This is a genomic window from Micromonospora sp. CNZ286, from assembly GCF_014207755.1.
Window position 1 is genome coordinate 197963 of sequence record NZ_JACHIZ010000001.1, and the last position, 26549, is coordinate 224511.

The following is a 26549-nucleotide window of genomic DNA, read 5'->3' on the forward strand; positions in this document are numbered from 1 at the left end:
TGGCCGTGCACGCGGGGCGGTTCGCTGTGACTTGAGTCACAGGCGCAACGTCGGTAGCCTGCGCTCGTGTCCGCCCCCGACCCCGCCGCGACCGACCCTGCCGCCGCCGATCCCGCCGCCACCGACCTGCTCGGGCTCGTCGCCTACGGCGAACTGCTCGCGTTCGACCGCCTCGCCGCCGACGCGCGCCTCGCGCCCGACCTGCGCCGCCGGGCCGCGCTCAGCGAGATGGCCGCCGCCGAGATCGCGCACTACAGGTGGCTCACCGACCGGCTCGCCGCGTGGGGCGTCACGCCGGAGGAGGCGATGGCCCCCTACGTCGAGGCGCTGCGGGCGTACCACGACTCGACCGAGCCGCGGGACTGGGCGGAGGCGGTGACGAAGGCGTACGTGGGCGACGCGATCACCGACGACTTCCTGCGCGGGATCGCCGACGGCCTGGACGGGCCGGACCGGACGCTGCTGCTCGACGTGCTGCACGACTCCCGGTACGCCGAGTTCGCCGCGGCCGAGATCCGGGCCGCGATCGAGGCCGATCCCCGGGCGGCCGGACGGCTGTCGATGTGGGCGCGGCGGCTGCTCGGTGAGGCGCTCTCCCAGGCGGGCCGGGTGGCCGCCGCCGACCGGGGCGCGCTCGTCGCGTTGATCGGGCGGACCGGCGGGGACGTGCCGGGGCTGCTGCGCCGACTGACCGAGGCGCACTCCGCGCGGATGACGTCGGTCGGGTTGAACAACTGAGCCGCCGTGGCGGGGAGGCCCGCCACGGCGGCCGGTGCCGCGGGAATCAGCGAACGGTGAATCCGACCGCGCGGGGCGACGCCTCGGCGATCTCGACGTAGGCGACCTTGCCGACCGGCACGATCACGCGCCGGCCCTTCTCGTCGGTCAGGGAGAGGGTGCCCTCGCTCTTGGCGAAGGCGTCGGTCACGATCTGCTCGATCTCGGCCGGCGACTGCGCGCTCTCCAGGACCAGCTCCCGCGGCGCGTACTGCACGCCGATCTTGACCTCCACTGTGCCTCCTCAACTGGGGCGAAAAAGCCACCGTGGGAAGGCTATCCGATCCGGCGGCCCGATGTTCAGGCTGACTCACCTTGCAGCGGGAAGCTGGCGATGCCGCGCCAGGACAGGGCCGCGACCAGCGCCTCGGCCTCCGCCTTGGGCACCTGGCGGCCGCCGGCGAGCCAGAACTGGGCGGCCGTCTCGGCGGCGCCGACCAGGCCCGAGGCGAGCAGTTCGGCGTGCGAGCGGCTGACCCCGGTGTCCGAGATGATCGTGTCGGTGATGGCCGCGATGCAGCCCTGCTCGACCCGCTCCACCCGCTGCCGCACCGCCGGGTCGTTGCGCAGGTCCGACTCGAAGACCAGCCGGAACGCCTCGCTCTCGTGGTCGACGAAGTCGAAGTACGCGCGCACCGCGGCGCCGACGCGCTCCTTGTTGTCGTTGGTGCCGCTCATCGCGTCCTGCACGTTGGCCACTATCGCGTCACAGTGCGTGTCCAGCAGCGCGAGGTAGAGCTCCATCTTCCCGGGGAAGTGTTGGTAGAGCACCGGCTTGGAGACACCGGCCCGCTCGGCGATGTCGTCCATCGCGGCGGCGTGGTAGCCCTGCGCGACGAACACCTCCTGGGCGGCGGCGAGCAGCTGCTTACGGCGCGCCGAGCGGGGCAGGCGGGTGGGCCGACCGGCGGTCTGTGCACCGTTCCCCACTGCGGTCATCGGATCCTCCGAGTATCTGCGTACGAGCCGGCACGTATCACCCGAACCGGTCCGGGTTCGTGAACCCGTCGCGGAATTGGCCCGCCGCTGTAACTTATCGCCACTGTCACCACACGGTAGCCTCAGCGGGGGCGACCAAGGAGCGCGCGGTGAGTGAAACAGGGCAACCCGGAGCCGCCACCCCGGGAGAGCACGGCGACGGGACGGGCCAGCAGGACGACCCGGCCCGTACCGGCGGCGGTTGGGCGCCCCCGCCGAACGGCTGGTCCCGCGGCGCTCCGGCGCCCGGCGGCTGGCCCTACGGCGACCTCGGCGGCTGGGCCGCCTCCTCGCCCCGGCACGGCGACCTGCCGGCCCCGCTGCCCGGCCACTCCGCGCCGGAACCGGGCCGCGTCAACGGCCGCCACGTCAACGGCGTGCACCACGCCGGGGAGGAGTCGCCAGTGACCCGCCAGGCGCCGGTCAGTGCCCCGCCCGCGGACGAGCCGCCCCGGCCTGCCGACGGCGAACGGCTGGCCGTACCGGCCCCGCGCCCGGCGCCGACGATCGAGCAGCCGACCGACCCGGGGGAGCACGCCGGTTCCCGGCACGCCGCGGACGACCCGGCCGCCCGGGCTCCGCGCTGGGCCGAGAGCGGGCCGACCTCCGCGCCCCCGGCGCTCCAGGTCCCGCCGGTCGGCGCCGCCGCCTCCGGGTTCGAGGTGCCGCCGGGCTTTCACGCGCCGAACACCGAATCCACCCCGTCGCTGTCCCACGGCTGGGCCGACCGGCCGGTCACCCCGCCGCCGGCAGTGAGCCGGCCGGAGCACGCACCGGGCGAGGTCCACCCGCCCGAGGGCCGGGCGGCCGGCGCCGAGCCGCGGGCCGCGGCCGAGACTCCGGCGGCCGACGACCCGAGGGCCGCCGAACCGGACTGGTCCGGGCCGTCCTGGAACCGCCCGAGCTGGGGTGACGGCTGGGCCCCGCCGTGGGCCCGGCCCGACGAGCCGCCGGCCCGCCGCGCCGAGGAGCCCGTCGCCGAGCGGCGGGAGTGGGAGGACGACAGCGCCGCCCACCGCAGCGCCCGCGAGGACCGCGCGGCCGAGTGGGCGCCCGAGCCGGTGCGGCCGTACGAGCCGGCCCGGGTCGAGCCGCCCGCCGCCTACGAGCCACCCCGGCCCGAGCCGGTACGGCCGTACGAGCCGCTGCGCGCCGAGCCGGCCCCGGGACCGGATGCGGTGCGGCAGTACCCGCCGCCCGCCGAGTCCGAGGCGTCCCGGCCGTACGAGCCGGGTGCCGGGCCGGAGCCGGCGCGCCGGTACGAGCCGCCGGCCGCGCCCGAGCCGGCGCCCGAGGCGACCCGCCCGTTCCGGCTGCCCCGGGGCGACGCCGAACCACCGCACGGCTACGAGCGGCCCTCCTGGGCCGGGCCGCCGGTGCCGGTCGCGCCGCTGATCACGCCCCCGGGCCCCCCGCCGACGAGTGCCCCGCCCGCCCCCGGTGCGCCGCCGGTAGCCGGCGCCCCGCCCGCCCCGGCCGGTGGATACGCCCCGGCGCCGCCCGCCGAGGCGGCTGCCGCCGCCCCGCCGACCTCAGGCGTTCCCGCCACGAGCGGTACGCCACGGTTCGACCCCGCACCCGCGCCCCACCCGACGAGCGCCCCTCCCTACGCGGCCCGCCGGTCCGCACCGGAACCGGTGCCGGCCGCCGACGCGGTCGCCGAGCCCCGACCGGAGGAACCGTCCCCCGTGCTGCCGCAGCGCGTCCCCTCGGAACCGGACGTGCCCGTCGTGCCGGAGCCACCGGCAGTGGAACCGTCCGCCGAGACCCCCGAACTCGCCCGCATCGCCACCCACCTGCGCCGCGACGACGAACCCGCGCCACTGCGGGAGCGGCCGGAGGGCTTCGACGTCAACGCGATCCTCGACGCGGTCCGGGAGGTGGCGGGCGTACGCGACGCCGCGCTGCGCCGTACCCCGGCCGGCGCGCACAGCCTCCGGCTCGACCTGGCCGACGGCGCGGACCCGGCCGAGGTCAGCCGCATGGTGGCCCGGCTGCTCCAGGAGCGGATGGGTCTGGCCGCCGCCCCACAGAACCTGCCCGGCGCGCCCGCCGTACCGCCCCCGGCCCCGCTGCGCCGCCGGTCGGCCCGGCTGGACCGCTCCGGTGAGACGCGCGCGGGCGAGACACGAGCACCCGGGACGCAGCCGGCACCGGCCGAGGCCCGCGCCCCGCAGGCGGAGCCGGGCGAGGCCCGTAACGGTGAGGAGACGGGCGGCGACGAGATGCCGGCGCGTGCCGGTGTGGCACGTCCGGCCGCGAACCGTTCCGGCGACGCGCGGTTCGGTGCGGACCGCGCCACGCGCCCGGCCGAGGCGCCCGGCGACGGCGACGAGCCGCCGCGCCGCCGCCGGCAGGCCACCCACCGGGGCCGGGCCGCTGTCGACGAGACGTCGCTGGCCTCCGCGCCGACCGGCATGTCCACCGGCAGCCCGGTCACGCTCGGTACGTCGTACTCCGGTGGGCAGATGACCACGACGGAGACCGCGCCGTCGCGACCGCTGGACACCGGCGGCGTGCCGGGGCCGCGGGTGGTGATCGAGCACGTCCTGGTGAGCACGTTCGGCCTGGACGCCACCACCGAGGTGCGCCTGGTCGCCGGCGACCGGACGGCCGAGGGGCACGCGACCGGCCCGGCTGTCGACGGGTACGTGTTGCGGCTCTGCGCGGTGGCCGCGGCCGCCGCGGTGGACGAGCTGCTCGGCCGGGTCGTCCCGGCCGGCGAGCGGGGCCGGTGTTTCGTGGAGCACGCCGCCGTGGTGCCGTTCGGCAACTGCGAGGTCGCCACAGTGGTGGTGCTGCTGGTCTGCGACGGCTGGGTGGAGCAGCTGGCCGGTTCGGCGCTGGTGGCCGGGGATCCCCGGCAGGCGGTCGTGCGGGCCACGCTCGCGGCGGTGAACCGGCGGCTGGAGGCGCTGCTCTCCTGAGCCGGTGTGCGGTACGGCGTGTGCGGGGAAGACTGGAGGCATGAAGCGCGCCGCACTGTGGCCGGAGCACAGCCTTCCCGCACACCACGTCCCGCCGCCCTGGCCCGGCCGGCACGTACGCCTCGACGGCACGCTCGTGCACGTCCGCGACACCCCGGCCACCGGTCCCGGCGCGGAGCCCGCGCTGTACGTGCACGGCCTCGGCGGGTCGGCGCAGAACTGGACCGACCTGGCCGGGCTGCTCGCGGACCGGCTCGACGGCCAGGCGATCGACCTGCCCGGATTCGGGCGCAGCGAGCCGGGGCCGCGCTACACGATCCCGTCCTTCGCCGAGCGGGTGATCCGCTGGATCGAGCACAGCGACCGGGGTCCGGTGCACCTGTTCGGCAACTCGCTCGGCGGCGCGATCTCGGTGCGGGTGGCGGCGTTGCGCCCGGACCTGGTCCGCACGCTCACACTGGTCTCGCCCGCGCTGCCGTTCCTGGACTTCCGCCGCTCGTTGCAGGGGCGGATGCTCCCGTTGCTGGCGATCCCCCGGGGCGAACGGCTGGCCGCCTGGCGGCTGGCCCAGTTCAGCCCGGAGGTGACCGCGCAGCAGGTGATGGAGGCGTGCGTGGCGGACCTGACCCGGATCAGCGATCAGCGCCGGCAGGAGGCGATCGACGAGATCCGGGTCCGGTACGAGGCGGCCCACTACGCCGCCGCGTACGTGCGGACGTTCCGGGGCCTGGTCGGCAGCTTCCTGCGTTCGTACCTGCCGGGGGAGGGCGCGCTCTGGCGGCAGGCGGCGGCGGTACGGGCGCCCACGCTCGTGGTGGGCGGGCGGCAGGATCGGCTGGTCGACGTGCGGGTGGCGCCGCAGGCGGCCCGGGTCATCCCGGACAGCCGGCTGCTGATGCTCGACGGCGTCGGGCACGTGGCCCAGTTGGAGGTGCCCCGGACCGTGGCGCGGGCGGTGCTCGGCCTGCTCGCCGAGGCGACACAGTCGCTCACCACCGGCATGGGGGAGAGCGGAACGGAGCGTGACATGGCAGGCTGAGCCGGATGCCCAGCTCCCGCCGTCCTCGTGCCGCCCGCTCCCGTTCCTCGCTTCGTCACTGGCGTACCGCGCTCGTGGTCTGCGCCTTCGCTGCCGCCGCCGCGGTCGGTGTCGGCGTGGCGGTGCAACTGCCGTCGGCGGGTGCGGGGACGCGGATCACCGACGGGTTCGTCGCTCAGCCTCCGGCGCCCACGCGGGAGCCGTCCACGCCGAGCGTCGCGCCGCCGCCGGCGGTGACGCCCAGCTCGCCGGCCGCGCCGGTGCTGACGCTGTCCGGCCCCGGCCCGGCGAAGGGCCGGGGCAGCTTCGCGTACGACGACCGGACCAGCGGCGTGCTCGGCCGCTCGGGGACGCTGCGCCGCTACCGGGTGGCGGTGGAGAACGGCTCCGGCGAGGAGGTCCGCGCGTTCGGTGAGGCGGTGCAGCGCGCGCTGGCCGGCCCGGGTAGCTGGGTCGACGGCGGCAGGCTGCGGTTGCAGCGGGTCGGCGCGGACGACCGGTACGACTTCACGATCTACCTCGCGACCCGGGACACGGCCGGGCGGCTGTGCGGGGCGGGCGGGATCGACATCCGGGTGGGCGGGGTGCCGTACACGTCGTGCCGGGTGCCGGGCAAGGTGGTGATCAACCTGGACCGGTGGCGGACCTCGGCGCCGCACCTGGTCGACGCCGGGATGCCGCTGGACACGTACCGGCTCTACGTGGTCAACCACGAGGTGGGGCACCAGCTCGGGCACCGGCACGAGGGGTGCCCGGGTGCGGGCCGGGCGGCGCCGGTGATGCAGCAGCAGACGCTGTTCCTCAAGGGCTGCCGGCCGAACCCGTGGCCCTACGTGGGCGGGAAGCGGTACACCGGGCCGGCCCTCTGACCGCCGGTTTGTGAAGAACATTCGCGGCATAGGCGGCAAAAGCAGCTAAATGCCCGAATTGCATGGCACGCTGAGGCCATGACGTCGTCGTCCCCTTACGACAACCCTGCCGCGCCGCCGTCCGAGCGTCCCACCCTGCGCCGGATGCGACGGCGGCGCCGCCGCTCGGTGCTGCTGCTGGCGATGCTGCTCGCGGCCGTCGGCGGCGCGGTCGGCATCACCCGGCTGAACGCGCCGTCGCCCGGGCACGGTGGGACGTCGCTCGCCGCCGAACCGTCGCTGGCGCGCGGCGCCGAGGCCGACGTCCCGGCCCCGGCGCCGACCGGCTACCCCACCGCCGGCCCCGGCACGTTCGCGGTGGCCCAGGGCCGATCTCCGGTACGCGGACAGGAGGGCCCGCTGCGCCGCTACCGGGTCGAGGTCGAGCAGGACACGGGGCAGGACGCCGACGAGTTCGCCGCCACCGTGGACGCGGTACTGGGCGACCCGCGCAGCTGGATCGCGTCGGGGGACCTGCGGGTGCAGCGGGTGCCCGAGGCGGCTGCCGCAGACTTCACCGTCTACCTCGCCACCCCCATCACCTCCGAGCGGATGTGCGCCGAGGGCGGCCTGCGCACCGACCGGTACACCTCCTGCCGGCTGCCCGGCCGGGTCGTGCTCAACCTGGCCCGGTGGATGACGGCGGTGCCCGACTACGGCGCCCCGCTGGAGGTCTACCGCACCTACGTGATCAACCACGAGGTCGGGCACGAGTTCGGCGAGCTGCACGAGGCCTGCCCCGAGCCCGGCGCGCCCGCCCCGGTGATGCAGCAGCAGACGTACGGGCTGGACGGCTGCCTGCCGAACGCCTGGCCGTACATCGGCGGAATGCGGTACGAGGGCGAGCCCACCGACGGGGTCTGAGTTATTCCCGGTCCCGCAGTTCGGGCCGAGTGTCCCTCATCATGGCCGATCCCCGTCCGGGCGAGCGACAATGGCGCGGTCACACCGCCGATCCCGGGGAGTCCACCGTGTCGTTGCCCCCGCTCGTCGAACCCGCCGCCGAGCTGACCGTAGACGAGATCCGCCGCTACTCGCGCCACCTGATCATCCCGGACGTCGGGGTGGAGGGGCAGAAGCGGCTGAAGAACGCCCGGGTGCTCTGTGTGGGCGCCGGTGGCCTCGGCTCGCCGGCGCTGCTCTACCTGGCCGCGGCCGGTGTCGGCACGCTCGGCATCATCGACTTCGACACCGTCGACGAGTCGAACCTCCAGCGCCAGGTCATCCACGGCGTCTCCGACGTGGGCCGGTCCAAGGCCGAGTCCGCCGCGGCGTCGATCCGCGAGATCAACCCGCTGGTCAACGTGGAGATCCACAACACCGCGCTGGACCGGGAGAACGTCCGGGACATCTTCTCCCGGTACGACCTGATCGTCGACGGCACCGACAACTTCGCCACCCGCTACATGGTCAACGACGCGGCGGTGCTGCTCGGCAAGCCGTACGTCTGGGGTTCGATCTACCGCTTCGACGGCCAGGCGTCGGTGTTCTGGGCCGAGCACGGCCCCTGCTACCGCTGCCTCTACCCGGAGCCCCCGCCGCCCGGCATGGTCCCCTCCTGCGCCGAGGGCGGCGTGCTCGGCGTGCTCTGCGCGTCGATCGGGTCGATCCAGGTCAACGAGGCGATCAAGCTGCTCGCCGGCATCGGTGAGCCGCTCGTCGGCCGGCTGATGGTCTACGACGCCCTGGAGATGAGCTACCGCAAGATCAAGGTTCGCAAGGACCCGAACTGCGTGCTCTGCGGCGAGAACCCGACCCTCACCGACCTGATGGAGGACTACGAGGACTTCTGCGGCGCGGTCTCCGACGAGGCGCAGGAGGCGGTGGTCGACTCGACCATCACCGCGCTGGAGCTGAAGGACTGGCAGGACTCGGGCAAGGACATCTTCCTGGTCGACGTGCGCGAGCCCGCCGAGTACGAGATCGTCCGCATCCCCGGCGCGACGCTCATCCCCAAGGGCGAGATCCTGTCCGGCGAGGCGCTGGCGAAGTTCCCGCAGGACCGGCAGATCGTGCTGCACTGCAAGTCCGGCGTCCGCTCCGCCGAGGCGCTGGCCGCGCTGAAGGCGGCCGGGTTCTCCGACGCGGTGCACCTCCAGGGCGGTGTGCTCTCCTGGGTCAAGCAGGTCGACCCGTCGCTGCCCGCGTACTGAGTCGTGTCGATGGGCCCGCCCGGCGCTCCGGGCGGGCCCATCGTGCTTCCGCGCCCCTGGCGTGGGCAAACGCCGGGTCGGGCAACCCTCCGGCGGATGCCCTCGACGACCGGTGGGCGGTACCGGCCCTGACCGAGCTGCCGAGGCGTAACCTCGGCCGCGCCAGTACCGTCAGTGCCGTGGTCGACTTGGACGCGGCGATCGGATTCGTCGTCGCTCACGGTGACGCGGTGGACCGCGCCCGTCTCTCCCGGTTGCGCTCCGGCGCTCCGGTGCCGCCCGACGTGCTCGACGCCGCCGAGGCCGGGCAGGCGCCGGGCGGCGGCTGGCCCGCGGTCCTCGACGGCGAGGTCGCCTCGATCGACGCGACCTGCTTCCGCCTGGCCGAGCTGGACGACCTCGGCGCGCTGGGCCGCCCGGCCGCCCGGCACGCGCTGGACTGGCTGGCCGCCCGGCAACTGCCCGACGGCGGCTGGGACGAGGACCCCTCGCTGGCCGGGCTCGCCCCCGAGTGGGCCACCCCCGGTGATCCCGAGGCACGGCTCTACCAGACAGCCAACGCCGGGTTCTGGCTGACAGTGGCCGGGCTGGACGCGCGGGCCGCCGGTCCGCTGGACCACCGGGTCGGCGGCGCGTACGCCGGTGTGGTGCAGGCGGCGGCGCAGGCACTGGCCGCGCAACTCGCGCCGGACGGCAGCTGGCCGTCCTTCCTGCCCGCCGGCTGGCTCGCCGCCGCGGTGCTGCACCGCCAGCAGATGTACTACGAGTCGGCGCGCATCCAGGCGGTGCTGGCCGACCGGATCCCCCGGATGTCCCCGGCCGACGTGGCCTGGCTGGCCGCCACGCTGCGCCGGGTCGACGTGGGCGAGGAGCAGTGGCTGCTGGTCTCCGCGCGCAGGCGGCTCGCCGAGACGCAGCGCAGCGACGGCGGCTGGGACAGCGACGACGGCCACCAGTTCGACGTGCACACCACGCTGCGGGCGATCCGCGCGTGCCGCCCGAACACGCCCGAGGCCCCGACCTCCGGAGCGCCGTTCGTGGTGCCGCAGACCGCGGAGCTGCCCGCGCCGCCGGCCGTACCGGCCCCGCGCCCGCGCCGCCTCCCCACATCGCCGCCTGCGCCCGCGCCTGCGCCGCCCGCCCCGCCGGTAACCGCGCCCGCGCCTGCGTCGCCCGCCTCGGCTCCCGATGCCGGGCCGCCGCCGCACCGCCTCGGCTCCGACCCTTCGCCGGGGCCGGGTGGCGTGTCGTCGGCCGGGCCGGAGACCGCGCCCGCTTCGTCGGCCGGGCCGGAGACCGCGCCCGCTTCGTCGGCCGGGCCCGACGGCGGGCAGGGGCCGTGGTCCGCCTGGATCGTCGCGCCCGACCTGCTCCCCGACGGGAGCACCGAGCCGGCTGCGCCGTCAGTGCCGGACCCGCCGTCCGGCCCGGTGCCGCCCGCTGCTCCGGTGCCCCCGGGGCTGCCTCCGCTCGTCACACCGCCATCGGCGGACGGGGATCCACTCCAGATCGCCTAGCCCGGCCAGTTGATCAACACCAGTTCGGCGAGATGGTGGCATCGGAGGCACCATGATGCCCCCACCACCCCGTACTGGTGGCCGCCCAGAGGACCGGACCGATCAGCGCAGGTGACCGTCTCCGGTGACCACGTACTTGGTGCTGGTCAGCTCCGGCAGGCCCATCGGCCCGCGCGCGTGCAGCTTCTGCGTCGAGATGCCGATCTCCGCGCCGAAGCCGAACTCGCCGCCGTCGGTGAAGCGGGTGGACGCGTTGACCATGACCGCTGCCGAGTCCACCCGGGCCACGAACTCCCGGGCCGCCCGCTGCGAGTCGGTCACGATCGCCTCGGTGTGGCCGGTGCCGTACCGGCGGATGTGCGCGACCGCCGCGTCGAGCGAGTCGACCACTGCGACGGAGATGTCGGCGGAGAGGTACTCGGTGCCGAAGTCCTCCTCGGTGGCCGCGACCACGGCGTCGGAGTGGGCGGCGACCTCGGGCGTGCCGTGCACAGTCACCCCGGCGTCGGCGAACGCGGCCAGCACCGCCGGCAGGAACGCGTCCGCGACGTCCCGGTGCACCAGCAGCGACTCGGCGGTGTTGCAGGTGGACAGGCGCTGCGTCTTGGCGTTCAGCGTGATCGCCAGGGCCTTGCCGAGGTCGGCGGCGGCGTCCACGTACACGTGGCAGTTGCCCACGCCGGTCTCGATCACCGGGACCGTCGACTCCTCGACCACGGCGCGGATCAGCGACGCGCCGCCGCGCGGGATCAGCACGTCGACCAGGCCACGGGCGCGCATAAGCTCCTTCACCGAGTCGCGGGTGCTGGAGTCGAGCAGCTGCACCGCGTCCGCCGGCAGCCCGGCGCCGGAGACCGCGTCGCGCAGCACCGCGACCAGCGCCGCGTTGGAGTGCGCGGCCGACGAGGAGCCGCGCAGCAGCGCCGCGTTGCCGGACTTCAGGCAGATCCCGGCGGCGTCGACAGTCACGTTGGGCCGACCCTCGTAGACGATGCCGACCACCCCGAACGGCACCCGCACCTGCCGCAGTTCCAGGCCGTTCGGCAGGGTCGAGCCGCGTACCACCTCGCCCACCGGGTCGGGCAGCGCGGCCATCTGGCGCAGCGCGTCGGCGATGGCCGCCACCCGGCCCTCGTCGAGCGCGAGGCGGTCCAGCACGGCCGCCGACAGCCCGGCCTCACGCCCTGCCGCCAGGTCCGCCGCGTTCGCCGTCAGGATCTCCGGGGTACGCGTCACGAGCGCGTCGGCCATCGCGTGCAGCGCGGCGTCCTTGACGGTACGGGTGGCCGTGGCCAGGGCTTCCGCCGCGTCCCGGGCTCGCCGGGCCTGCTCGACGACGCTCATCGTGCGTACTCCTTCAGACGGGGTTCAAGGAGGGGCCCCTTCTTAACAGACGTCTGTTAAGAAGGGGCCCCTCCTTACAGCAGGACCAGGTCGTCGCGGTGGACGACCTCGCGTTCGTACGCCGGGCCGAGCGCCGCGGCGAGTTCGGAGGTGGAACGGCCGAGCAGCCCCGGCAGCTCCACCGCGTCGTAGTTGACCAGCCCTCGGGCCACCGGCGCGCCGGCGGTGTCGACCAGGTCCACCGGGTCGCCCGCGGTGAACGCGCCGTCGACGGCGGTGATGCCGGCGGGCAGCAGCGACTTGCGGCGGCTGACCACCGCCTGCACCGCGCCCGGGTCGAGGTGCAGGCGGCCGCGGGGGGCGGTGGCGTGCGCCAGCCAGAACAGACGGGCGGCGGGGCGGCGGCTGCTCGGGTGGAAGTACGTGCCGACCGGCTCCCCGGCCAGCGCCGGCGCGGCCAGCGGCGCGGCGGTCAGCACCACCGGGATGCCGAAGCCGGTGGCGATCCGGGCCGCCTCGACCTTCGTCACCATGCCGCCGGTGCCCACCCCGGCCCGGCCGGCCCCGCCCACGTCCACGCCCGCCAGGTCGCCCTCGCCGTGCACCTCGGTGATGCGGGTGCTGCCCGGGCGGGCCGGGTCGCCGGTCCAGAGCGCGTCGACGTCGGAGAGCAGCACCAGCAGGTCGGCGTCGACGAGCGCGGCGACGAGCGCGGCCAGGCGGTCGTTGTCACCGAACCGGATCTCCTCGGTGGCCACCGTGTCGTTCTCGTTGACGATCGGCACCGCGTGCAGGTCGAGCAGCTTGCGCAGCGTCCGGTACGCGTTGCGGTAGTGGGCCCGCCGGGTCACGTCGTCCACGGTGAGCAGCACCTGCCCGACGGTGCGGCCGTGCCGGGCGAACGCGGCCGCGTACCGGCCGATCAGCAGGCCCTGGCCGACGCTGGCGGCGGCCTGCTGGGTGGCCAGGTCGCGCGGGCGCCGGGGCAGCCGCAGCGGGGCGAGCCCGGCGGCGATCGCGCCGGAGGAGACCAGCACCACCTCGCGTCCGGAGGCGGCGAGCCCGCCGAGCGTGTCGACGAGCGCGTCGACCCGGGCGTCGTCGAGGCCGCCCGTCGCGGTGGTCAGCGAGGACGAACCGATCTTGACCACGATCCGCCGGGCCGAGGTGACTGCTTCGCGCACCCGACCATTCTGCGCGCTGCGGTCTGCCGCGCCGCGGCGCGTTCCCATATCGTGGCAGCTCGTGACACCTGACGAATACGTCGAGGCGGTGCTGGCGCTGGTCGAGCGGATCCCGCCGGGGCGGGTGATGTCGTACGGGGCGGTGGCCGACGCACTCGCCGACCGCTCGGGACGGGCCTCGCCACGGCTGGTCGGCTCGATCATGGCGCGGCACGGGGGCGGGGTGCCGTGGCACCGGGTGGTGAACGCGGCCGGGCGGATGCCGCCGGGGCACGAGCGCAAGGCCCGGGAACGGCTGCTCGCCGAGGGCTGCCCGTTGCGTGGCGACCGGGTGGACCTGGCGGCGGCGTCCTGGTCACCGGACGAGGGGTGACCCGACGGGTCGGCGGCAGCCTGCCAACCGATCGTGACTGCCCTCAACGAGTCCGGGTCATCGCGGCCAGTCTGAGAACGCGTGCCGGAGGTTGCGGATCTCGGCCGGGGCGAGGCGGTAGAGCGTGAAAACGGTGTCGGGCAGGCGGTCGAGGCGCTGTAACGAGTCCTGGAACTCTTCGTCGGTGAGCGCCGGGTCGGCCCGCCGCGCGAGGTCCACCAGGTCGTTCCTGCTGTAGCGGCCGAGCGCGGCGGCGACGTCGATGTAGTCGCGGGGTTGGGCACGGGTGACCATGGCGGCGACCTTGGTGCCGATCACGTCGTCCAGGTGCAGCACCGGCCCGACGTCGAGCACGATCGGGCTGGTGCTGCGCGCGAAGCGTACGAGCTGCAGCCGTACGGTCCGGTCGTTGCGGCGAACCTCGAACTCGATCATGTCGTGCTCGAAGCCGTAGAAGACGTCGTCCAGCTCGGTGGGCTCGGCGATGGTCTCGACCTGGAATCCGGCATCGAGCAGGGTGGCGCGCACCAGCTCGGCGGCGGCGGTGACCCCACCGTCGACGTCCGTGAACAGATCGACGTCTTCGGTGGGGCGGGCGCCGACGCCGTGGGCGATGAGGGCCTGGCCGCCGGCGAGGGCGAAGCCGTGCCGGCCGGCCACGGCGAGCGCGATACGGGCGACCTCGTGCTGGTACGGGTCCGGCACCGGTGACATCAGGCGGCGACGTCCCGGGCGCGCAGCACCGGGTGGCTCTCTTCCCAGGCGCGGCGGACACCGCGGGGCACATACAACTCGGGCCACAGGCGGATGAGGGTGGGGCCGTGCAGCCAGGCGCGCAGCTCGTCGGGATGAACGGCTTCGGTGAGCACCGTCTCGTACATCCACGCGAGCAGACCCGGGACGTCGAGGTCGACGTGCCGGTCGGGTTGCCAGAACAGCCGGTGGGGCAGCTCGACCACGCCGGCGACCGGGCCCTGCAACTCGCTCAGGTCGGGGACCACGACCGCACGACGGCCGGGACGGGCCTCGTACGGTGCCCGCGAGCTGCGGACGGATCGGGCTGGGTCCATGCCCTACAGGGTAGCGGTGCCGACCTGCGCCTCACCGCGACTCGCGAGCGCCTGTCGGCATCGAACGAGCAGCCCCCGGGAGGGGATGTGACCCGGACCATAACGTGAGTAACATTCGGCGCCATGACAGCTTCGGGCCTGCCCCGCCGGGTGCACCTCGGGTACGCGCTGGGTTCCCTGGTCACCGGCGCGTTCGGCACCGTGCCCGGGCTGCTCCTGTTGCCGTACCTCACCGACACGCTCGGCGTCGCCGCCGGGCTGGCCGCCCTGCTGGTGCTGCTGCCGAAGGCGTGGGACGTGCTCGTCAACCCGGTCGCCGGGCGGATCTCCGACCGGACCCGCTCCCGCTGGGGCGCGCGCCGCCCGTACCTGCTCGGCGGCGGGCTGGCACTCGCCGTCCTGTTCGCCTCGATCTTCGCCGCGCCGTTCGCGAACGGTCCGGGCGCCGCCGCGTACGTGGCGCTGGCGTTCCTGGCGACGGCCACCGCGTTCGCGTTCTTCCAGGTGCCCTACGTGGCCATGCCGGCCGAGCTGACCGCCGACCCGGCGGAGCGTACCCGGTTGATGACCTGGCGGATCGCGGTGCTGGCGCTGGCCATCCTGGTCTCCGGCGCGGTGGCCCCGGCGGTGGTGAGCGCGGGCGGCGACGGCGTGCCCGGCCACCGGTGGATGGGCCTGTTCGTGGCCGCGCTGATCGTCGCCGGCACAGTCGGCGTGTTCCTCGGCACCCGGTCCGCGCCGACCGGGACGGTGGGGGAGAGCGAGCCGAGCCTGCGCGCTCAGCTTGCTGTCGCCACCGGCAACCGGCCGTTCCGGGTGCTGCTGATCTGCTTCGTGATCCAGTCCGCCGGGGTGGCCACCGTGCTGGCCGGGGTGAAGTACTTCGCCGACCAGGTGCTGCGTGAGCCGGACAGCGGCCCGACGCTGCTGTTCGCCTGCTTCGTCGCGCCCGCGCTGCTGGTCATGCCGCTCTGGTCCCGGGCCGGCGCCCGGCTGGGCAAGCGGGCGTCGCTCGTCGCCGCGTCGCTGATCTTCGCCGCGGGCGCGCTGGCCCTGGTCGCCGCGCCCGCTCTGCCCGCCGCCGCGGCCTACGCGGTGGTCGCGGTGATCGGCGTCGGGTACGCCGGCCAGCAGGTGTTCGCGCTGGCCATGCTGCCGGACTGCATCGCGTACGACACGGCGCGCACCGGGCGGCGGCAGGCGGGCGTGTTCACCGGGCTGTGGACGGCAGGGGAGACGTTCGGGCTGGCGCTGGGGCCGGGCATCTACGGCCTGGTGCTCCAGCTCTCCGGCTACGTCTCCTCGTCCACCGGCACCGCCGCCGTCCAGTCCGACACGGCCCGTCTCGGCGTGCTGCTCGGCTTCACAGTGCTGCCCGCCCTGCTGGTGGCGATCCCGCTGGTGCTGCTGCGCGGCTACACCCTGACCCCGGCCCAGCTGGCCACCGCGTCCGGGGCCACAGTGCCCGAGGCCACCGCGTCCGGGGCCACAGTGCCCGAGGCCACCGCGTCCGGAACCACCGAGGCCGACGCCCCGGTCACGCGGGCGTGAGCACCGTCCGGCCCGGCCTTTCCACGAGAGGAACCACCCGATGACCGACACGGCAGGCGTGGGTGCGCTGCCCGCGCGGGGGATGCCCGCGGCGGACGTACTAGGCGAGATCCGCGCGCTGCGGGCCGCCGACCGCCCGACGCACGGCGGGCGGCTGTTCGCGTACGTCTACGACCCCGGCGTGGCCGGACTGGACGAGCTGGCGCAGGCCGCGTACGCGGAGAGCGCGCACGTCAACGGCCTCGACCCGACCGCGTTCCCGTCCTTGCTGGCGATGGAGAACGCGCTCGTCGGCGCCGCCGCGCGGCTGCTCGGCGGCGGTCCCGGCACCGGCGCGCCGGACGTGGTCGGCAGCGTCACCAGCGGCGGCACCGAGTCGCTGCTGCTCGCCGTCAAGGCGGCCCGGGACGCCCGCCCCGACCTGACCGAGCCGCGGATCGTGGCGCCGGCCAGCGCGCACGCCGCGTTCGCCAAGGCGGCGCACTACCTGCGGGTCACGCTGGACACCGTGCCTGTCGACCCGGTGACGCTGCGGCCGGACCCGGCCGCGGTGGCCGCCGCGATCCGCCCGGAGACCGTGCTGGTGGTGGCCTCCGCCCCGTCGTACGCGCACGGGGTGGTCGACCCGGTGACCGAGATCGCTGCCGTCGCGCAGGCCGCGGGTGTGCGCTGCCACGTGGACGCCTGCTTCGGCGGCTGGGCGCTGCCCTGGCTGCGCCGGCTCGGCGCGCCGGTGCCGCCGTTCGACTTCGCCGTACCCGGGGTCACCTCGATCTCGGTCGACCTGCACAAGTACGCGTACGCGCCGAAGGGCGTCTCGGTGCTGCTGCACCGCGATCCGGCGCTGCGCGCCCCGCAGTTCTTCGCGTACGCGGACTGGCCCGGGTACACGATGGTCAACCCGGTGGTCGCCTCCACCCGGTCCGGCGGGCCGATCGCCGCCGCGTACGCGACACTTCGCCACCTCGGCGAGGACGGCTACCTGCGGCTGGCCGCCGCCACCCGGGACGCGGTAACCGGGCTGGCCGACGCGGTACGGGCCACCGGCGGCCTGCGACTGATGGCCGAACCGGAGACCACAGTGGTCTGCTTCACCAGCGACGATCCGGGGCTCGACCTGTTCGTGCTGGTCGACGAGCTGACCGCGCGTGGCTGGCACACCCAGCCCCAGCTCACGTACGCCGATCTGCCGGCCAGCGTGCACCTCACGGTGACTGCGGCGGTGGCGCCCCGGGTGGCCGAGTTCGGCCCGGCGCTGGCCGAGGCGGTCGCGGCGGCCCGCGCCGCCGGGCCGGTCGTGCTGCCGCCGGAGCTGCTGGCGCTGGCCGGCAGCCTCACGCCGGAGGCGCTCACCCCCGAGCTGGTGGCCGGACTGGCAGACGGCCTCGGCCTGGCCGGCGGCGCCGGTGTGCCGGACCGGATGGCGGTGGTGAACACGCTGCTCGACGCCGCCCCGGCGCGGCTGCGGGAACGGCTGCTCGCCGAGTTCGTCGGGTTGCTCCAGCGTCCGGCCTGGTGACACGGCGATGCCCGGCCGGCGCTTGGGCGCCGGCCGGGCGGGCGACGGGTCAGCTCGCGGCGGCCGCGGTCACCGTGAACGACGTGGTGTTGTCCGACGGGTCCACGTCCTGCGGGTCCTCGGCCTGCCAGAAGTAGCTCCCGGTCACGGTGAGGCTGCCGGTGCCCAACTCGCCCGCCGCCGTGCCGACGGGCGCGCTGAGGAAGACGTCGAAGGTGCGCTCCTCGCCGGGCATGAACCGGCCGCCCGGCACGGTGAACCCGAGCGGGAAGCTCGGCATGTCCTGCGGCTCGATGTGGTCGACCTGCACCCCCGCGGGCAGGGCGGCGGCGACGTTGAGAGCGAAGGTCGGCGCGTCGTTGCCGTAGCGCACGGTGACCGGCATCCGGCCGAGCAGGGTGCCGTCCGGCTGCGGGGTCAGCGTCACGGCGCTGCCCCGGATGCTGAGGTCGGTGTCGACGGCCTGCACGTACGGTCGCGGCTTGCGCAGGCTGCCGGTGGTGGAGCGGAAGAGGGTGGTGAAGCCGGTGGCGTCCGAGGCCGCGGCGGCGCCGTCCGGGACGACCTCGATCCGCCCGCCCTTCGCGACCATCGGGTAGCTGCGCGCGGTGGTCCAGACGTGGAAGCCCAGCCGGAAGGTGAGGCTCTTGCCGGCCTCGATCTGCTCGCCGCCGCAGCCGATCACCAGCCGGTTCTCCACCAGGCGGTCGTAGAAGCAGCCGCCGCCGGGCTCGATGGAGGTGAACGACGCCCCCGCCGGCTCGGTGACGACCAGGCTCACCGACGTCGCGGTCGACCGCCGGTTGGTCACCGTTGCGGTGAGCGTCCCGACGTACCCCCGGTCGGTCGGGTCGAGGACGAGCCGCTGGGCCGTGACGTCGACGCGGCCGGTGGCGGCGCCCGGCGCGGCGGCGGCCGGCGCGGCCAGGGTGATCAGTGCGGCGGTCCCACCGAGCAGTGCGGTGGCGATCCGTGCCGTACGTGTGGTCATGCTGTTCCTCCCGTGATTCCCCGTTGCCGGACGGCGGCATCTCCGTCCGTCCGATGCCGGTGACACGTCCAGACGGGACGGTCGGTTGCGATCTGTCGGTCAGCCGACGGAGGTCAGCTCGACCTCGTTGTCCTTCCAGTTCAGGTCGTTCCAGTACCGCTCCTGCGAGTCGATGTGGATCGCCCGCAGCGTCGGCGGCTCGTCGGCGGTCGCCGGATGGTCGAACGTGAACGTGTACGTCCTGCTCGCGCCCACCGACAGGGTGTCCAGCACGCAGGCGATGCCCCCGTCGAGCCGTACGTTCCGGCACCGGTCCAGGGCGGACCCGTTCGGTCTCGTGTAGTCGTACCAGCCGGTGAACCCGAGCTGGCGCACGCTCACCGGCCCATGATTCACCACCGTCACGGTGACCGTTACCTTCCGGATCCCCTTCTTGTCCGGCGGCCCGGCCACGACGTCGCGGGCGGTCATCGTGAGGTCGGTCAGACGGGGGTCGGTGCCGAACTTCGTGGGTCCGTCGACCTGCCGGAACCGTTCACCGTTCCAGGCGTACGTCCGCCACTGCCGTTGCGGCGTCCATTCGGGCGTGCCGCAACAGGGCTGGATGTCGGCGACGTGCGCCCGGACCTCCCCGCCGTCCCGCACCGAGAACTCGGTGATGTCATCCATGCCCTCACGCGTGCCGACCACCCGGCCCATGGTGATGATCCGGCCGTCCCCGCCCCGGTCGAAGGCGAGCACCTGTTTGCCCGACGCCTCGCCGTAGCGGCAGGCGACGAGGACGACCGTCTCGGTCGTGCCGTCGCCGTCGAGGTCGGCGTACTCCGGCCCGGCGAGCAGCGTTGGGACCGATTCGTCCTGCGGGCCGGACCGGAGCCGGACGTCGTCACTGACACAGGTCTTCGGTGCGTCCGGCCAGGACACGAGGTCGAGCTGGGCCGCGAGCAGCTGGGACCGCGTGATCCGCCCGTCCGGAGCGGCCGGGGTCGAGCCGGCCGTGCTCGGCGGCGGCGTCGACGGTGGCGGCGACGTGCTCTCGGACGGAGTCGGGGTGACTGTCTGCGCGGGAGCCGGGGGCGGTCCGGGCCGCCGGTCCAGGGCGGCGTTCGCGCCCACCGGGATCACCACGGCAAGCACCACGGCCGCCGCGGTGACCACCGCTGTACGTCGGCGGCGGCGCCGGACCGTGCGCCGGACCGCGGCCGTCCCGGCCGGGTGCACCACAGGCGTGTACGTCGTGCGGAACTCGGCGAACTCGCCGCCGATCAGGATGTCGTCGGGCTCAGTCATGGTGGTTCACCTCGCTCGTGGTGGTGAGCTTCGCCGCCAGCGCGGTCCGCCCCCGGTACAGCCAGGACTTGACGGTGCCCTCCGGCACGTCCTCCTGCGCCGCGATCTGCGCGACGCTCAGGTCGGCCAGGTAGTGCAGCACCACGGCGCGGCGCTGATGCGGCGGCAGCTCGGCCAGCGCGGCGGTCAGCGCGACCCGGTCCGGCCCCGGCCCCGGCACGTACTCCTCCCGCTGGCGGTGCAGCCACGCCTGGGCCGTCCGCAGCCGCCGCCAGCGGCTGGTGGCCAGGTTCCAGGCCACCCGGCGGACCCAGGCCACCGGATCGTCGTAGCGGGACACCCGGGACCAGCGGGCGAACGCCCGGCAGAACGCCTCCTGCACCATGTCCTGCGCCTGGGACAGGTCACCGCAGTAGGCGGTGAGCTGAAGCGTCAGGGACCGGAAGTGTGCGTGGTAGAGCCCGTCGAAGTCGACCGCCTCGCGCCTCTCGGCGCGCCTCGCTGTCCCCTCGGGTGGCTCGTCGAGCATCGGCTCCCTCGTCACCGTCACCTGGTCCTCCCCGTGTGCGTACCGCCGACGCGGTCACGCCGGTCACACGCCCTGACGCCCGTACCGGTTGCGGGGGTTGCCGGTCCGGGCGCTGTGGTTGACTGTCGGTTCAGGGACAGCGGAATTTCGCAGACAGGGGAGGGCCCGAGGTGCAGGTGCCGGCCGTGCTCGGCGAGCCGATCCGGTTCGTGCTGAACTGGGGCCGCCGCTACTCGCTCTGGGTGTTCAACTTCGGCCTGGCCTGCTGCGCCATCGAGTTCATCGCCACCAGCATGGGCCGGCACGACTTCATGCGGCTCGGCGTGATCCCGTTCGCCCACGGGCCCCGGCAGGCCGACCTCATGGTGGTCAGCGGCACCGTCACCGACAAGATGGCCCCGGCGGTCAAGCGGCTCTACGACCAGATGCCCGAGCCGAAGTACGTGATCTCGTTCGGCGCCTGCTCCAACTGCGGCGGCCCGTACTGGGACTCCTACTCGGTGACCAAGGGCGTCGACCAGCTCATCCCCGTCGACGTGTACGTGCCCGGCTGCCCGCCGCGCCCCGAGGCGCTGCTGCACGGCATCCTGCGCCTCCAGGAGAAGATCGCCGCCGAGCAGTCCGGCATCGGCGGCGTGGCCCGGCCCGACGCGCTCACCTCCCCGGCGGACGCTGTGGCGCGGCCGGTCGAGGCGCTCACCGCACCACCGGTACGTCCGCCGGTCGGCTGAACCGCCAGGTGGCGGCGCGGGGCTAGCCTGCGGCTCATGACCGACCTCGCGGAGAAGCGCTCCGCATTCATCATCGACGTGCTGACCGAGGAGTTCGGCGCGTCCATGGCGATCGACCCGGCGGCGTTCCGTCGCAAGTTCCGCAAGATGGCGGCGTCACCGTTCGCCTTCTACCGGGGCAGCGCCGCGCTGTTCTACGCCGACCAGCGCGGCGACTTCGGCAGCGACCGGTTCCTCGACGAGCGGACCAGCCGGGTGTGGATCCACGGTGACCTGCACGCCGAGAACTTCGGCACCTACATGAACGCCTCCGGGCAGCTCGTGTTCAACGTCAACGACTTCGACGAGGCGTACGTCGGGCCGTTCACCTGGGACCTGAAGCGGTTCGCCGCCAGCGTGGCGCTGCTCGGCTACGCCAAGGCGCTCTCCGACCGGGTGATCGGCGAGCTGGTGACCGGCTTCGCCCGGTCGTACCTGGCCGAACTGCGGGCCATCGCCGCGGGCGGGGACGACGCGATCGGCTCGATCACGCTCGACAACGCCGACGGTGTGCTGCGCCGGGTGCTCCAGCAGGCGCGGCTGAACACCCGGGTGGACCTGCTCGCCGCGCAGACCACGATCGACAACTACGAGCGCCGGTTCTCCCTCGGCGACGGCGTCCACGAGATCGACGACGCCACCCGGGAGAAGGTCTGCGCCGCGTTCGCCGACTACCTGCACACGCTGCCGGACTCGACCACCCGGATGCGCCCGGTCGCCGCCGGCATCAAGGACGTGGTGCTGCGCAAGGGCGTCGGCATCGGGTCGGCCGGGCTGCCGTCGTACAACCTGCTGCTGGAGGGGCACACCCAGGCGCTGGAGAACGACGTCGTCATCTACATGAAGCAGGCGCAGGTGCCGGCCGTGGCGCGGTACGTCGACGACGAGCGGGTCCGGTCGTACTTCCGGCACCAGGGTCACCGCACCGCCGAGTCGCAGCGCGCGCTGCAGGCGCACGCCGACCCGTGGCTGGGCTTCACCGAGCTGGACGGCGTCGGGCAGCTCGTCGCCGAGGTGTCCCCGTACGCGGCGGACCTGGACTGGGCCGACGTGAACGAGCCGGAGGCACTGGCCGGCGTGCTCGCCGACCTGGGCCGGGCGGTGGCCCGGATGCACTCGGTCGCCGACGACGAGTCCAGCCACGACCTGGTCGACTACTCCACCGAGGAGGCGATCGTCGCGGTCGTCGACGCCGACCCGGAGGCGTTCGTCGACTACCTGGTCGACTTCGGCCACCGGTACGGGATCCGGGCGCGCGAGGACCACCAGCTCTTCGTGGACCTGTTCCGCAACGGCCGGCTACCAGGCATCTGAGAGGGCCGGGGCGCCGGGTCCGGCGCCCCGCCTCACTGCGTGAAGTCCAGCACCGCCTTGATGTCCTCACCGACCGAGGCGTACGCCTCGCGGTAGTTCGACAGCGGCACCCGGCGGGTGATCAGCGACGTCAGCCACGACTGTTCGGCCTGGGCGAGCGCCTCGGCGGCCATCTCCCAGTGCCGCCGCCCGGCGTTCACCGAGCCGAACACCACGTTGTTCTCCAGCACCAGCTCCCGGTTGAGGGCCCCGGCGTCGAAGTTGATCGTCCGGCCGCCGCTGGAGACGCCGGTCAGGCAGACGATGCCGGTGGGCGCGGCCTTGCACATGGCGTCCAGCACCACAGTGGGCGCGCCGGTGCACTCGATCACCACGTCCGGCTTCACGTCCAGCTCGGGCACGGTCGCCGTGTGGTACGTCGCCCCGAGCGCGCGGACCAGTTCCGGCTTCGGCCCGGTGGTGTTGCGGTCCAGCACGTGCACCGACAGCCCACGCTGGCTGCCGAGCAGCGCGGCCAGCAGCCCGATGGGCCCGGCGCCGGTGACCAGCACGGTCATCGGTTTCCACTCGGCCCGGCGGCCGATCCGCTCGATGTGGTCCCACGCCTTCGCCACCACGCTCGTCGGCTCCAGCAGCACGCCCACTGATGCGAGCGCCGGGTCCAGGCCGACGGCGAACTTGGGCTGCAACCGCCAGCGCTCCCGGGCGAAACCGGGCAGTGCCTTGATGCCGTGCTCGGTGTACTGGCCGTTGCGGCACATGTCCCACTCGTCCACCGCGCAGTTCGCGCAGGGCACCGGATCGGGGTGGCGGACCACACCGGCGACCAGGTCACCGGTGTGCAACGTGCCGGTCGGATCATCCAGCACACGGCCCAGCGACTCGTGCCCGAGCACCAGCCGTTCCTGGCCCGGCGGCGCCTCGCCGTACTCGCCCGCGACGATCTCGTGGTCGGTGCCGCAGACACCCACCGCCAGCGCCTCGACCAGGATCGCGCCCTCCTCGGGCGGTGGCTCGGGCCAGTCCTCGACGAGCCGCAGTGAGTCCGGGACACCGGGGGTCACAGTCACAGCGCGCACGGACCTCATCTTTCCGCGCGCTCGCCCCGCCCGTCCGGCAAAGCGGCGATCCCGGCACGGGCGGCCCGGCCCGGTCCGCAGCCGTCGGCCATAGGATCAGCGCATGACTCCGGAAGAGGTCGGCCGGCGGGTGGTCGCGCTGCTCGCGCCCGTCGAGGCCACCGCATCGGTCTCCGGCGGTCAGGGGTACGCCCGCGCCACCGTCGACGTACCCCTGGCGAGCTGGGCGGACGCGGTGCGCGCGGCGCGCGACGACGCCGAGCTGGATCTCGACTTCCTGGACTGGCTGTCGGCGGTGGACGAGCTGGCCGACGGCTTCGACGTGGTGCTGCACCTCTGGTCGGTCCGGCACCGGCACGGGCTGCTGCTGCGCACCCGGGTGCCCCGGGACACGCCTGTCGTCGCGTCGGTGGTCGGCCTGTTCCCCGGCGCCGCGTGGCACGAGCGCGAGACGCACGAGATGTTCGGCATCGACTTCGCCGGCCACGGTGAGCTGCGGCCGCTGCTGCTGCCGCCCGAGTTCGAGGGGCACCCGCTGCGCAAGGAGTTCGTCCTCGCCTCCCGGGTCGCCAAGCCGTGGCCCGGCGCGAAGGAGCCGGGCGAGTCGGAGGCGGGCGGGGGCCGCCGGCCGGTCCGGCCGCCGGGCGTGCCCGCGCCGGGTGAGTGGGGCACGACGCCCACGCCGGCGGGTGCGGCCGGCGCCGGTGAGGGCCCCCGAGGGGGTACGCCGGCGCGCCCGGCCCGCGAACGGCCGGCTCGGCCGGCTCCGGGCGAGCGTCAGGCGCGGCCCGCTCCGGGCGAGCGTCCGGCGCGGCCTGCTGCCGCTGAGCGCCCGGCTCGGCCGACTGCCGGGGATGCTCCGGAGCGGGCTGTTTCCGGGGAGCCCGGGGAGGGGTCCACTGCTGCTCCGACGGCCGACGAGGCGGGTCCGCTCGGGCGGCCGCTGCCGGGGGAACGGCCGACCGGGCCGCCCCGCCAGGAGCCGGAGCCCGACGCGGCGGGGGAGAGCTGATGCCGGACTGGTTGGAGCTGGTCCTGCGCGTGGCAGGCGTGCTCGTCGCGTTCCTCACGCTGCCGCTGATCGTGGGCCAGGCCGAGCACAAGGTGATGGCGCACATGCAGGGCCGGCTGGGCCCGATGTACGCGGGCGGCTTCCACGGCTGGGCGCAACTGGTCGCCGACGGCATCAAGTTCGTGCAGAAGGAGGACGTCACCCCGCGCGACGCGGACCGGCCGGTGTTCCGGCTGGCGCCCGCTGTGGCGCTGGTGCCGTACCTGCTGGTGCTGCTGGTGATCCCGCTCGGGCCGGGTGACCTGGTCGCCCAGCCGCTGGACATCGGCCTGTTCTTCGTGCTCGCCGTGGTGGGCGTCGGCGTGCTGGCCGTGCTCATGTCCGCGTGGGCGTCGGCGAACAAGTACAGCCTGCTCGGCGGGCTGCGCGGCGCCGCCCAGCTGCTCGGGTACGAGCTGCCGCTGGTGCTGGCCGCCGCCTCGGTGGCGATGGCGGCGGGCACGCTCAGCCTGCCGGGCATCGTGGAGGCATGGCAGCCTTGGTGGCTGCTGTGGCAGGCACCGGCCATGGTGATCTTCTTCGTGGCGGGGCTGGCGGAGATCCGCCGTCCGCCGTTCGACATGCCGGTGGCCGACTCCGAGCTGGTCTTCGGCTACATGACCGAGTACACCGGCCTGCGGTTCGCGTTCTTCCTGCTCGCCGAGTACGTGGGCATCGTGGTGATCGCCGCGCTGACCACTGTGCTGTTCCTCGGCGGCTGGCAGGGCCCGTTCGCCGACGCGCAGCTCGGCTGGCTGTGGACGCTGCTCAAGGTCTTCGCCGTCGCCTTCGTGATCATCTGGCTGCGGGTGAGCTACCCGAGGCTGCGCGAGGACCAGCTCCAGCGCCTCTGCTGGCTGGTCCTGGTCCCCCTGGCCCTGGCCCAGCTCGTCCTGACCGCCGCAGTCCGCCTGGCCCTGTAGCCCGCCCCGCCCCTCCCCGCCCTCTCCTCGCCCTCCGCCCCTCCCTGTCCCCGTCGATCTGTGAGTGGGGTTGTCAAGGGGTTTGGTGGTGGGTGGTGATGGTGCGGTAGAGCTGTCGGGCGATGTAGCGCTTGAGGCAGCGGGTGATTTCTCTGGTGGTGCGGCCTTCGGCGTGGCGTCGGGTGATGTAGTCGCGTGTTTCGGGGTGGATGCGTCGGCGGGTCAGGGCGATGGTGTGCAGGGCGCTGTTGAGGGTTCTGTCGCCGCCGCGGTTGAGGCGGTGTCGGTCGGTGCGGCCGCTGGCCACGGGGATGGGGGCGGCGCCGGCGAGGGTGGCGTAGGCGGCTTCTGAGCGGACGCGGCCGGGGTGGGACCAGGCGGTGAGGGCGATCGCGGCGGTGACGGGTCCGACTCCGGGTTGGTCGAGCAGGGGCGGGCACAGTTCGGTGACGAGGGCTCGTAGGCGCTGGTGGTTGTCGGCCAGTGTGGCGTCGAGGATGTGGATGTGCCGGGCGAGGGTGACCAGTTCGCGGCGGCGGGTGTGTTCCTCGCAGGGCAGGGCGGTGGTTTCGGGCAGTTCGAGGGCGGCCAGGCGGGCGATCTGGATGGTGGTGGACAGCCCGCGTAGCGCCTCGCGCAGAGTGTCGTCAGCGGTCAGGATCAACGCTTTGACCAGGTTGACCGCGGCGGTGCGGGCATCGGTGTGGTGCCGGCGGCAGATCAGCAGCAGACGCAGGGCCTCGCGTGGGCCGTCGCTGCGGGGCACGGCGATGCGCTCAGCGGGCAGCGCCAGCACCGTATGGGCGGCGGCGACCGCGTCCAGCTGGTCGGACTTGCCGCCCCGACGACGGGCCGCAGCGGGGGGCTTGGGTGCCTCGCAGACGGGTTCGTCAGCAGCGGTCAGCAGCCGGCACAGCCCTTGCCCGTGTGACCGGGTGCCCTCCACCGCCCACAACCGGCGCCCCTGCGGTGGGGTGTGCGCGACGGCGAAGGCCAACAACCGGCTCAACCCGTCCGGGTCAGTGGACACCGTGACCTGCGCCAACACCCCACCGAGTCGGTCCACCACGGCGGCGGTATGCGTATCGGTGTGAGTATCGACCCCCACCACCACGTCATAGCGATCCGCGACCCGTTCTACGATCCTTCTCATCTCGGATTGTTGCTCCTTTGCCAGCGACGACCGGGACAGTCGGCGTCGGCTCGGGAAGACATCACCTCGGCGGCAAATCTGTGATGGGCCACGTGTGCTCGCACGGGCA

General features: G+C 74.3%; 24 protein-coding genes and 1 pseudogene. 14 read left to right on the forward strand and 11 right to left on the reverse strand.

Features of this window, described 5'->3' with window-relative positions; genetic code table 11:
* Positions 1–66: 66 nt before the first annotated feature.
* On the forward strand, positions 67–738 hold the full coding sequence (locus FHX31_RS00955) for a ferritin-like fold-containing protein (RefSeq protein WP_091330760.1): 672 nt from the start codon (positions 67–69) through the stop codon (positions 736–738).
* A gap of 46 nt (positions 739–784) precedes the next feature.
* On the opposite strand, the gene FHX31_RS00960 is transcribed toward FHX31_RS00955, so the two are convergent.
* The gene (locus FHX31_RS00960) at positions 785–1012 is read right to left on the reverse strand and encodes a DUF3107 domain-containing protein (RefSeq protein ID WP_013288692.1); all 228 of its coding nucleotides are present in this window, start codon (positions 1010–1012) and stop codon (positions 785–787) included.
* Between the two features lie 65 nt (positions 1013–1077).
* Positions 1078–1716 (reverse strand): TetR/AcrR family transcriptional regulator, encoded by a 639-nt coding sequence (locus tag FHX31_RS00965; RefSeq protein WP_013288691.1) that lies wholly within the window; start codon positions 1714–1716, stop codon positions 1078–1080.
* A gap of 149 nt (positions 1717–1865) precedes the next feature.
* On the opposite strand from FHX31_RS00965, the gene FHX31_RS00970 reads away from it, so the two are divergent.
* The 6 genes and pseudogenes from FHX31_RS00970 to FHX31_RS32500 form a co-directional block, all read left to right on the forward strand.
* On the forward strand, positions 1866–4682 hold the full coding sequence (locus FHX31_RS00970) for a hypothetical protein (RefSeq protein WP_184974611.1): 2817 nt from the start codon (positions 1866–1868) through the stop codon (positions 4680–4682).
* Between the two features lie 40 nt (positions 4683–4722).
* Positions 4723–5721, forward strand: coding sequence for an alpha/beta fold hydrolase (locus FHX31_RS00975; protein ID WP_013288689.1), 999 nt, complete (start codon positions 4723–4725; stop codon positions 5719–5721).
* A gap of 5 nt (positions 5722–5726) precedes the next feature.
* Positions 5727–6590, forward strand: coding sequence for a DUF3152 domain-containing protein (locus FHX31_RS00980; RefSeq protein ID WP_184974614.1), 864 nt, complete (start codon positions 5727–5729; stop codon positions 6588–6590).
* Between the two features lie 78 nt (positions 6591–6668).
* Entirely contained in the window at positions 6669–7493 is an 825-nt protein-coding gene (locus FHX31_RS00985; protein ID WP_013475200.1) for a DUF3152 domain-containing protein, read from the forward strand.
* 41 nt (positions 7494–7534) lie between these two features.
* On the forward strand, positions 7535–8782 hold the full coding sequence (gene moeZ / locus FHX31_RS00990) for an adenylyltransferase/sulfurtransferase MoeZ (protein ID WP_030269268.1): 1248 nt from the start codon (positions 7535–7537) through the stop codon (positions 8780–8782).
* A 128-nt stretch (positions 8783–8910) separates the two neighbouring features.
* Positions 8911–9780: pseudogene (locus FHX31_RS32500) on the forward strand (prenyltransferase/squalene oxidase repeat-containing protein); the annotation flags it as partial.
* 621 nt (positions 9781–10401) lie between these two features.
* Here FHX31_RS32500 and FHX31_RS01000 read toward each other — a convergent pair.
* Both FHX31_RS01000 and proB read right to left on the reverse strand, forming a co-directional pair.
* Positions 10402–11643 (reverse strand): glutamate-5-semialdehyde dehydrogenase, encoded by a 1242-nt coding sequence (locus tag FHX31_RS01000; protein ID WP_030269271.1) that lies wholly within the window; start codon positions 11641–11643, stop codon positions 10402–10404.
* A gap of 74 nt (positions 11644–11717) precedes the next feature.
* Positions 11718–12875 carry a glutamate 5-kinase gene (proB, locus tag FHX31_RS01005; protein WP_184974620.1) on the reverse strand — a complete coding sequence of 386 codons (1158 nt, stop codon included), beginning with the start codon at positions 12873–12875 and terminating at the stop codon, positions 11718–11720.
* 13 nt (positions 12876–12888) lie between these two features.
* Here proB and FHX31_RS01010 point away from each other — a divergent pair, with 13 nt between their 5' ends.
* Positions 12889–13200, forward strand: coding sequence for an MGMT family protein (locus FHX31_RS01010; protein WP_047894270.1), 312 nt, complete (start codon positions 12889–12891; stop codon positions 13198–13200).
* A 57-nt stretch (positions 13201–13257) separates the two neighbouring features.
* Here the strand turns inward: FHX31_RS01010 and FHX31_RS01015 are convergent, their stop codons facing one another.
* Both FHX31_RS01015 and FHX31_RS01020 read right to left on the reverse strand, forming a co-directional pair.
* Entirely contained in the window at positions 13258–13914 is a 657-nt protein-coding gene (locus tag FHX31_RS01015) for a nucleotidyl transferase AbiEii/AbiGii toxin family protein (RefSeq protein ID WP_145753916.1), read from the reverse strand.
* Positions 13914–14270, reverse strand: coding sequence for a hypothetical protein (locus FHX31_RS01020; protein WP_013475204.1), 357 nt, complete (start codon positions 14268–14270; stop codon positions 13914–13916). Before FHX31_RS01020 ends, FHX31_RS01015 begins: the two co-directional genes overlap by 1 nt.
* Positions 14271–14393: 123 nt before the next feature.
* On the opposite strand from FHX31_RS01020, the gene FHX31_RS01025 reads away from it, so the two are divergent.
* On the forward strand, positions 14394–15821 hold the full coding sequence (locus FHX31_RS01025; RefSeq protein ID WP_091330764.1) for an MFS transporter: 1428 nt from the start codon (positions 14394–14396) through the stop codon (positions 15819–15821).
* 40 nt (positions 15822–15861) lie between these two features.
* Positions 15862–17340, forward strand: coding sequence for a pyridoxal phosphate-dependent decarboxylase family protein (locus FHX31_RS01030; protein ID WP_091330765.1), 1479 nt, complete (start codon positions 15862–15864; stop codon positions 17338–17340).
* Positions 17341–17389: 49 nt separating this feature from the next.
* On the opposite strand, the gene FHX31_RS01035 is transcribed toward FHX31_RS01030, so the two are convergent.
* The 3 genes from FHX31_RS01035 to FHX31_RS01045 all read right to left on the reverse strand — a co-directional run bounded on the left by FHX31_RS01035 (position 17390) and on the right by FHX31_RS01045 (position 20171).
* Positions 17390–18331: a hypothetical protein gene (locus FHX31_RS01035; protein ID WP_091330766.1), complete on the reverse strand. Its 942-nt coding sequence runs from the start codon at positions 18329–18331 to the stop codon at positions 17390–17392.
* Positions 18332–18430: 99 nt separating this feature from the next.
* On the reverse strand, positions 18431–19621 hold the full coding sequence (locus FHX31_RS01040; protein WP_184974623.1) for a hypothetical protein: 1191 nt from the start codon (positions 19619–19621) through the stop codon (positions 18431–18433).
* Complete coding sequence (locus FHX31_RS01045; RefSeq protein WP_013288677.1) at positions 19614–20171, reverse strand: RNA polymerase sigma factor; 558 nt, start codon at positions 20169–20171, stop codon at positions 19614–19616. Before FHX31_RS01045 ends, FHX31_RS01040 begins: the two co-directional genes overlap by 8 nt.
* Before the next feature lie 149 nt (positions 20172–20320).
* On the opposite strand from FHX31_RS01045, the gene FHX31_RS01050 reads away from it, so the two are divergent.
* Together FHX31_RS01050 and FHX31_RS01055 are read left to right on the forward strand one after the other, a co-directional pair.
* Positions 20321–20881, forward strand: a complete 561-nt coding sequence (locus FHX31_RS01050) for an NADH-quinone oxidoreductase subunit B (RefSeq protein WP_184974626.1) — start codon at positions 20321–20323, stop codon at positions 20879–20881.
* Between the two features lie 36 nt (positions 20882–20917).
* Complete coding sequence (locus FHX31_RS01055; protein WP_114918859.1) at positions 20918–22234, forward strand: DUF2252 domain-containing protein; 1317 nt, start codon at positions 20918–20920, stop codon at positions 22232–22234.
* A 32-nt stretch (positions 22235–22266) separates the two neighbouring features.
* Here the strand turns inward: FHX31_RS01055 and FHX31_RS01060 are convergent, their stop codons facing one another.
* Positions 22267–23313: a glucose 1-dehydrogenase gene (locus FHX31_RS01060; protein ID WP_030269284.1), complete on the reverse strand. Its 1047-nt coding sequence runs from the start codon at positions 23311–23313 to the stop codon at positions 22267–22269.
* Positions 23314–23416: 103 nt separating this feature from the next.
* Here FHX31_RS01060 and FHX31_RS01065 point away from each other — a divergent pair, with 103 nt between their 5' ends.
* Together FHX31_RS01065 and nuoH are read left to right on the forward strand one after the other, a co-directional pair.
* Positions 23417–24325, forward strand: a complete 909-nt coding sequence (locus FHX31_RS01065; RefSeq protein WP_184974629.1) for an NADH-quinone oxidoreductase subunit C — start codon at positions 23417–23419, stop codon at positions 24323–24325.
* Positions 24325–25287: an NADH-quinone oxidoreductase subunit NuoH gene (gene nuoH / locus FHX31_RS01070; protein ID WP_013288672.1), complete on the forward strand. Its 963-nt coding sequence runs from the start codon at positions 24325–24327 to the stop codon at positions 25285–25287. Before FHX31_RS01065 ends, nuoH begins: the two co-directional genes overlap by 1 nt.
* Before the next feature lie 73 nt (positions 25288–25360).
* Here nuoH and FHX31_RS01075 read toward each other — a convergent pair whose 3' ends face one another.
* A complete protein-coding gene (locus FHX31_RS01075) occupies positions 25361–26440 on the reverse strand; it encodes an IS110 family RNA-guided transposase (protein WP_013473518.1) in 1080 nt (359 codons plus the stop codon).
* Positions 26441–26549: the final 109 nt, after the last annotated feature.

Bases quoted from the DNA above. Each gene is read 5' to 3' on its own strand.
- FHX31_RS00965 (WP_013288691.1), bottom strand. From the start codon at position 1,716: ATGACCGCAGTGGGGAACGGTGCACAGACCGCCGGTCGGCCCACCCGC.
- FHX31_RS00975 (WP_013288689.1), top strand. From the start codon at position 4,723: ATGAAGCGCGCCGCACTGTGGCCGGAGCACAGCCTTCCCGCACACCAC.
- FHX31_RS00980 (WP_184974614.1), top strand. From the start codon at position 5,727: ATGCCCAGCTCCCGCCGTCCTCGTGCCGCCCGCTCCCGTTCCTCGCTT.
- FHX31_RS00985 (WP_013475200.1), top strand. From the start codon at position 6,669: ATGACGTCGTCGTCCCCTTACGACAACCCTGCCGCGCCGCCGTCCGAG.
- moeZ (WP_030269268.1), top strand. From the start codon at position 7,535: ATGGCCGATCCCCGTCCGGGCGAGCGACAATGGCGCGGTCACACCGCC.
- FHX31_RS01000 (WP_030269271.1), bottom strand. From the start codon at position 11,643: ATGAGCGTCGTCGAGCAGGCCCGGCGAGCCCGGGACGCGGCGGAAGCC.
- proB (WP_184974620.1), bottom strand. From the start codon at position 12,875: ATGGGAACGCGCCGCGGCGCGGCAGACCGCAGCGCGCAGAATGGTCGG.
- FHX31_RS01015 (WP_145753916.1), bottom strand. From the start codon at position 13,914: ATGTCACCGGTGCCGGACCCGTACCAGCACGAGGTCGCCCGTATCGCG.
- FHX31_RS01020 (WP_013475204.1), bottom strand. From the start codon at position 14,270: ATGGACCCAGCCCGATCCGTCCGCAGCTCGCGGGCACCGTACGAGGCC.
- FHX31_RS01025 (WP_091330764.1), top strand. From the start codon at position 14,394: ATGACAGCTTCGGGCCTGCCCCGCCGGGTGCACCTCGGGTACGCGCTG.
- FHX31_RS01030 (WP_091330765.1), top strand. From the start codon at position 15,862: ATGACCGACACGGCAGGCGTGGGTGCGCTGCCCGCGCGGGGGATGCCC.
- FHX31_RS01035 (WP_091330766.1), bottom strand. From the start codon at position 18,331: ATGACCACACGTACGGCACGGATCGCCACCGCACTGCTCGGTGGGACC.
- FHX31_RS01040 (WP_184974623.1), bottom strand. From the start codon at position 19,621: ATGACTGAGCCCGACGACATCCTGATCGGCGGCGAGTTCGCCGAGTTC.
- FHX31_RS01055 (WP_114918859.1), top strand. From the start codon at position 20,918: ATGACCGACCTCGCGGAGAAGCGCTCCGCATTCATCATCGACGTGCTG.
- FHX31_RS01065 (WP_184974629.1), top strand. From the start codon at position 23,417: ATGACTCCGGAAGAGGTCGGCCGGCGGGTGGTCGCGCTGCTCGCGCCC.
- nuoH (WP_013288672.1), top strand. From the start codon at position 24,325: ATGCCGGACTGGTTGGAGCTGGTCCTGCGCGTGGCAGGCGTGCTCGTC.
- FHX31_RS01075 (WP_013473518.1), bottom strand. From the start codon at position 26,440: ATGAGAAGGATCGTAGAACGGGTCGCGGATCGCTATGACGTGGTGGTG.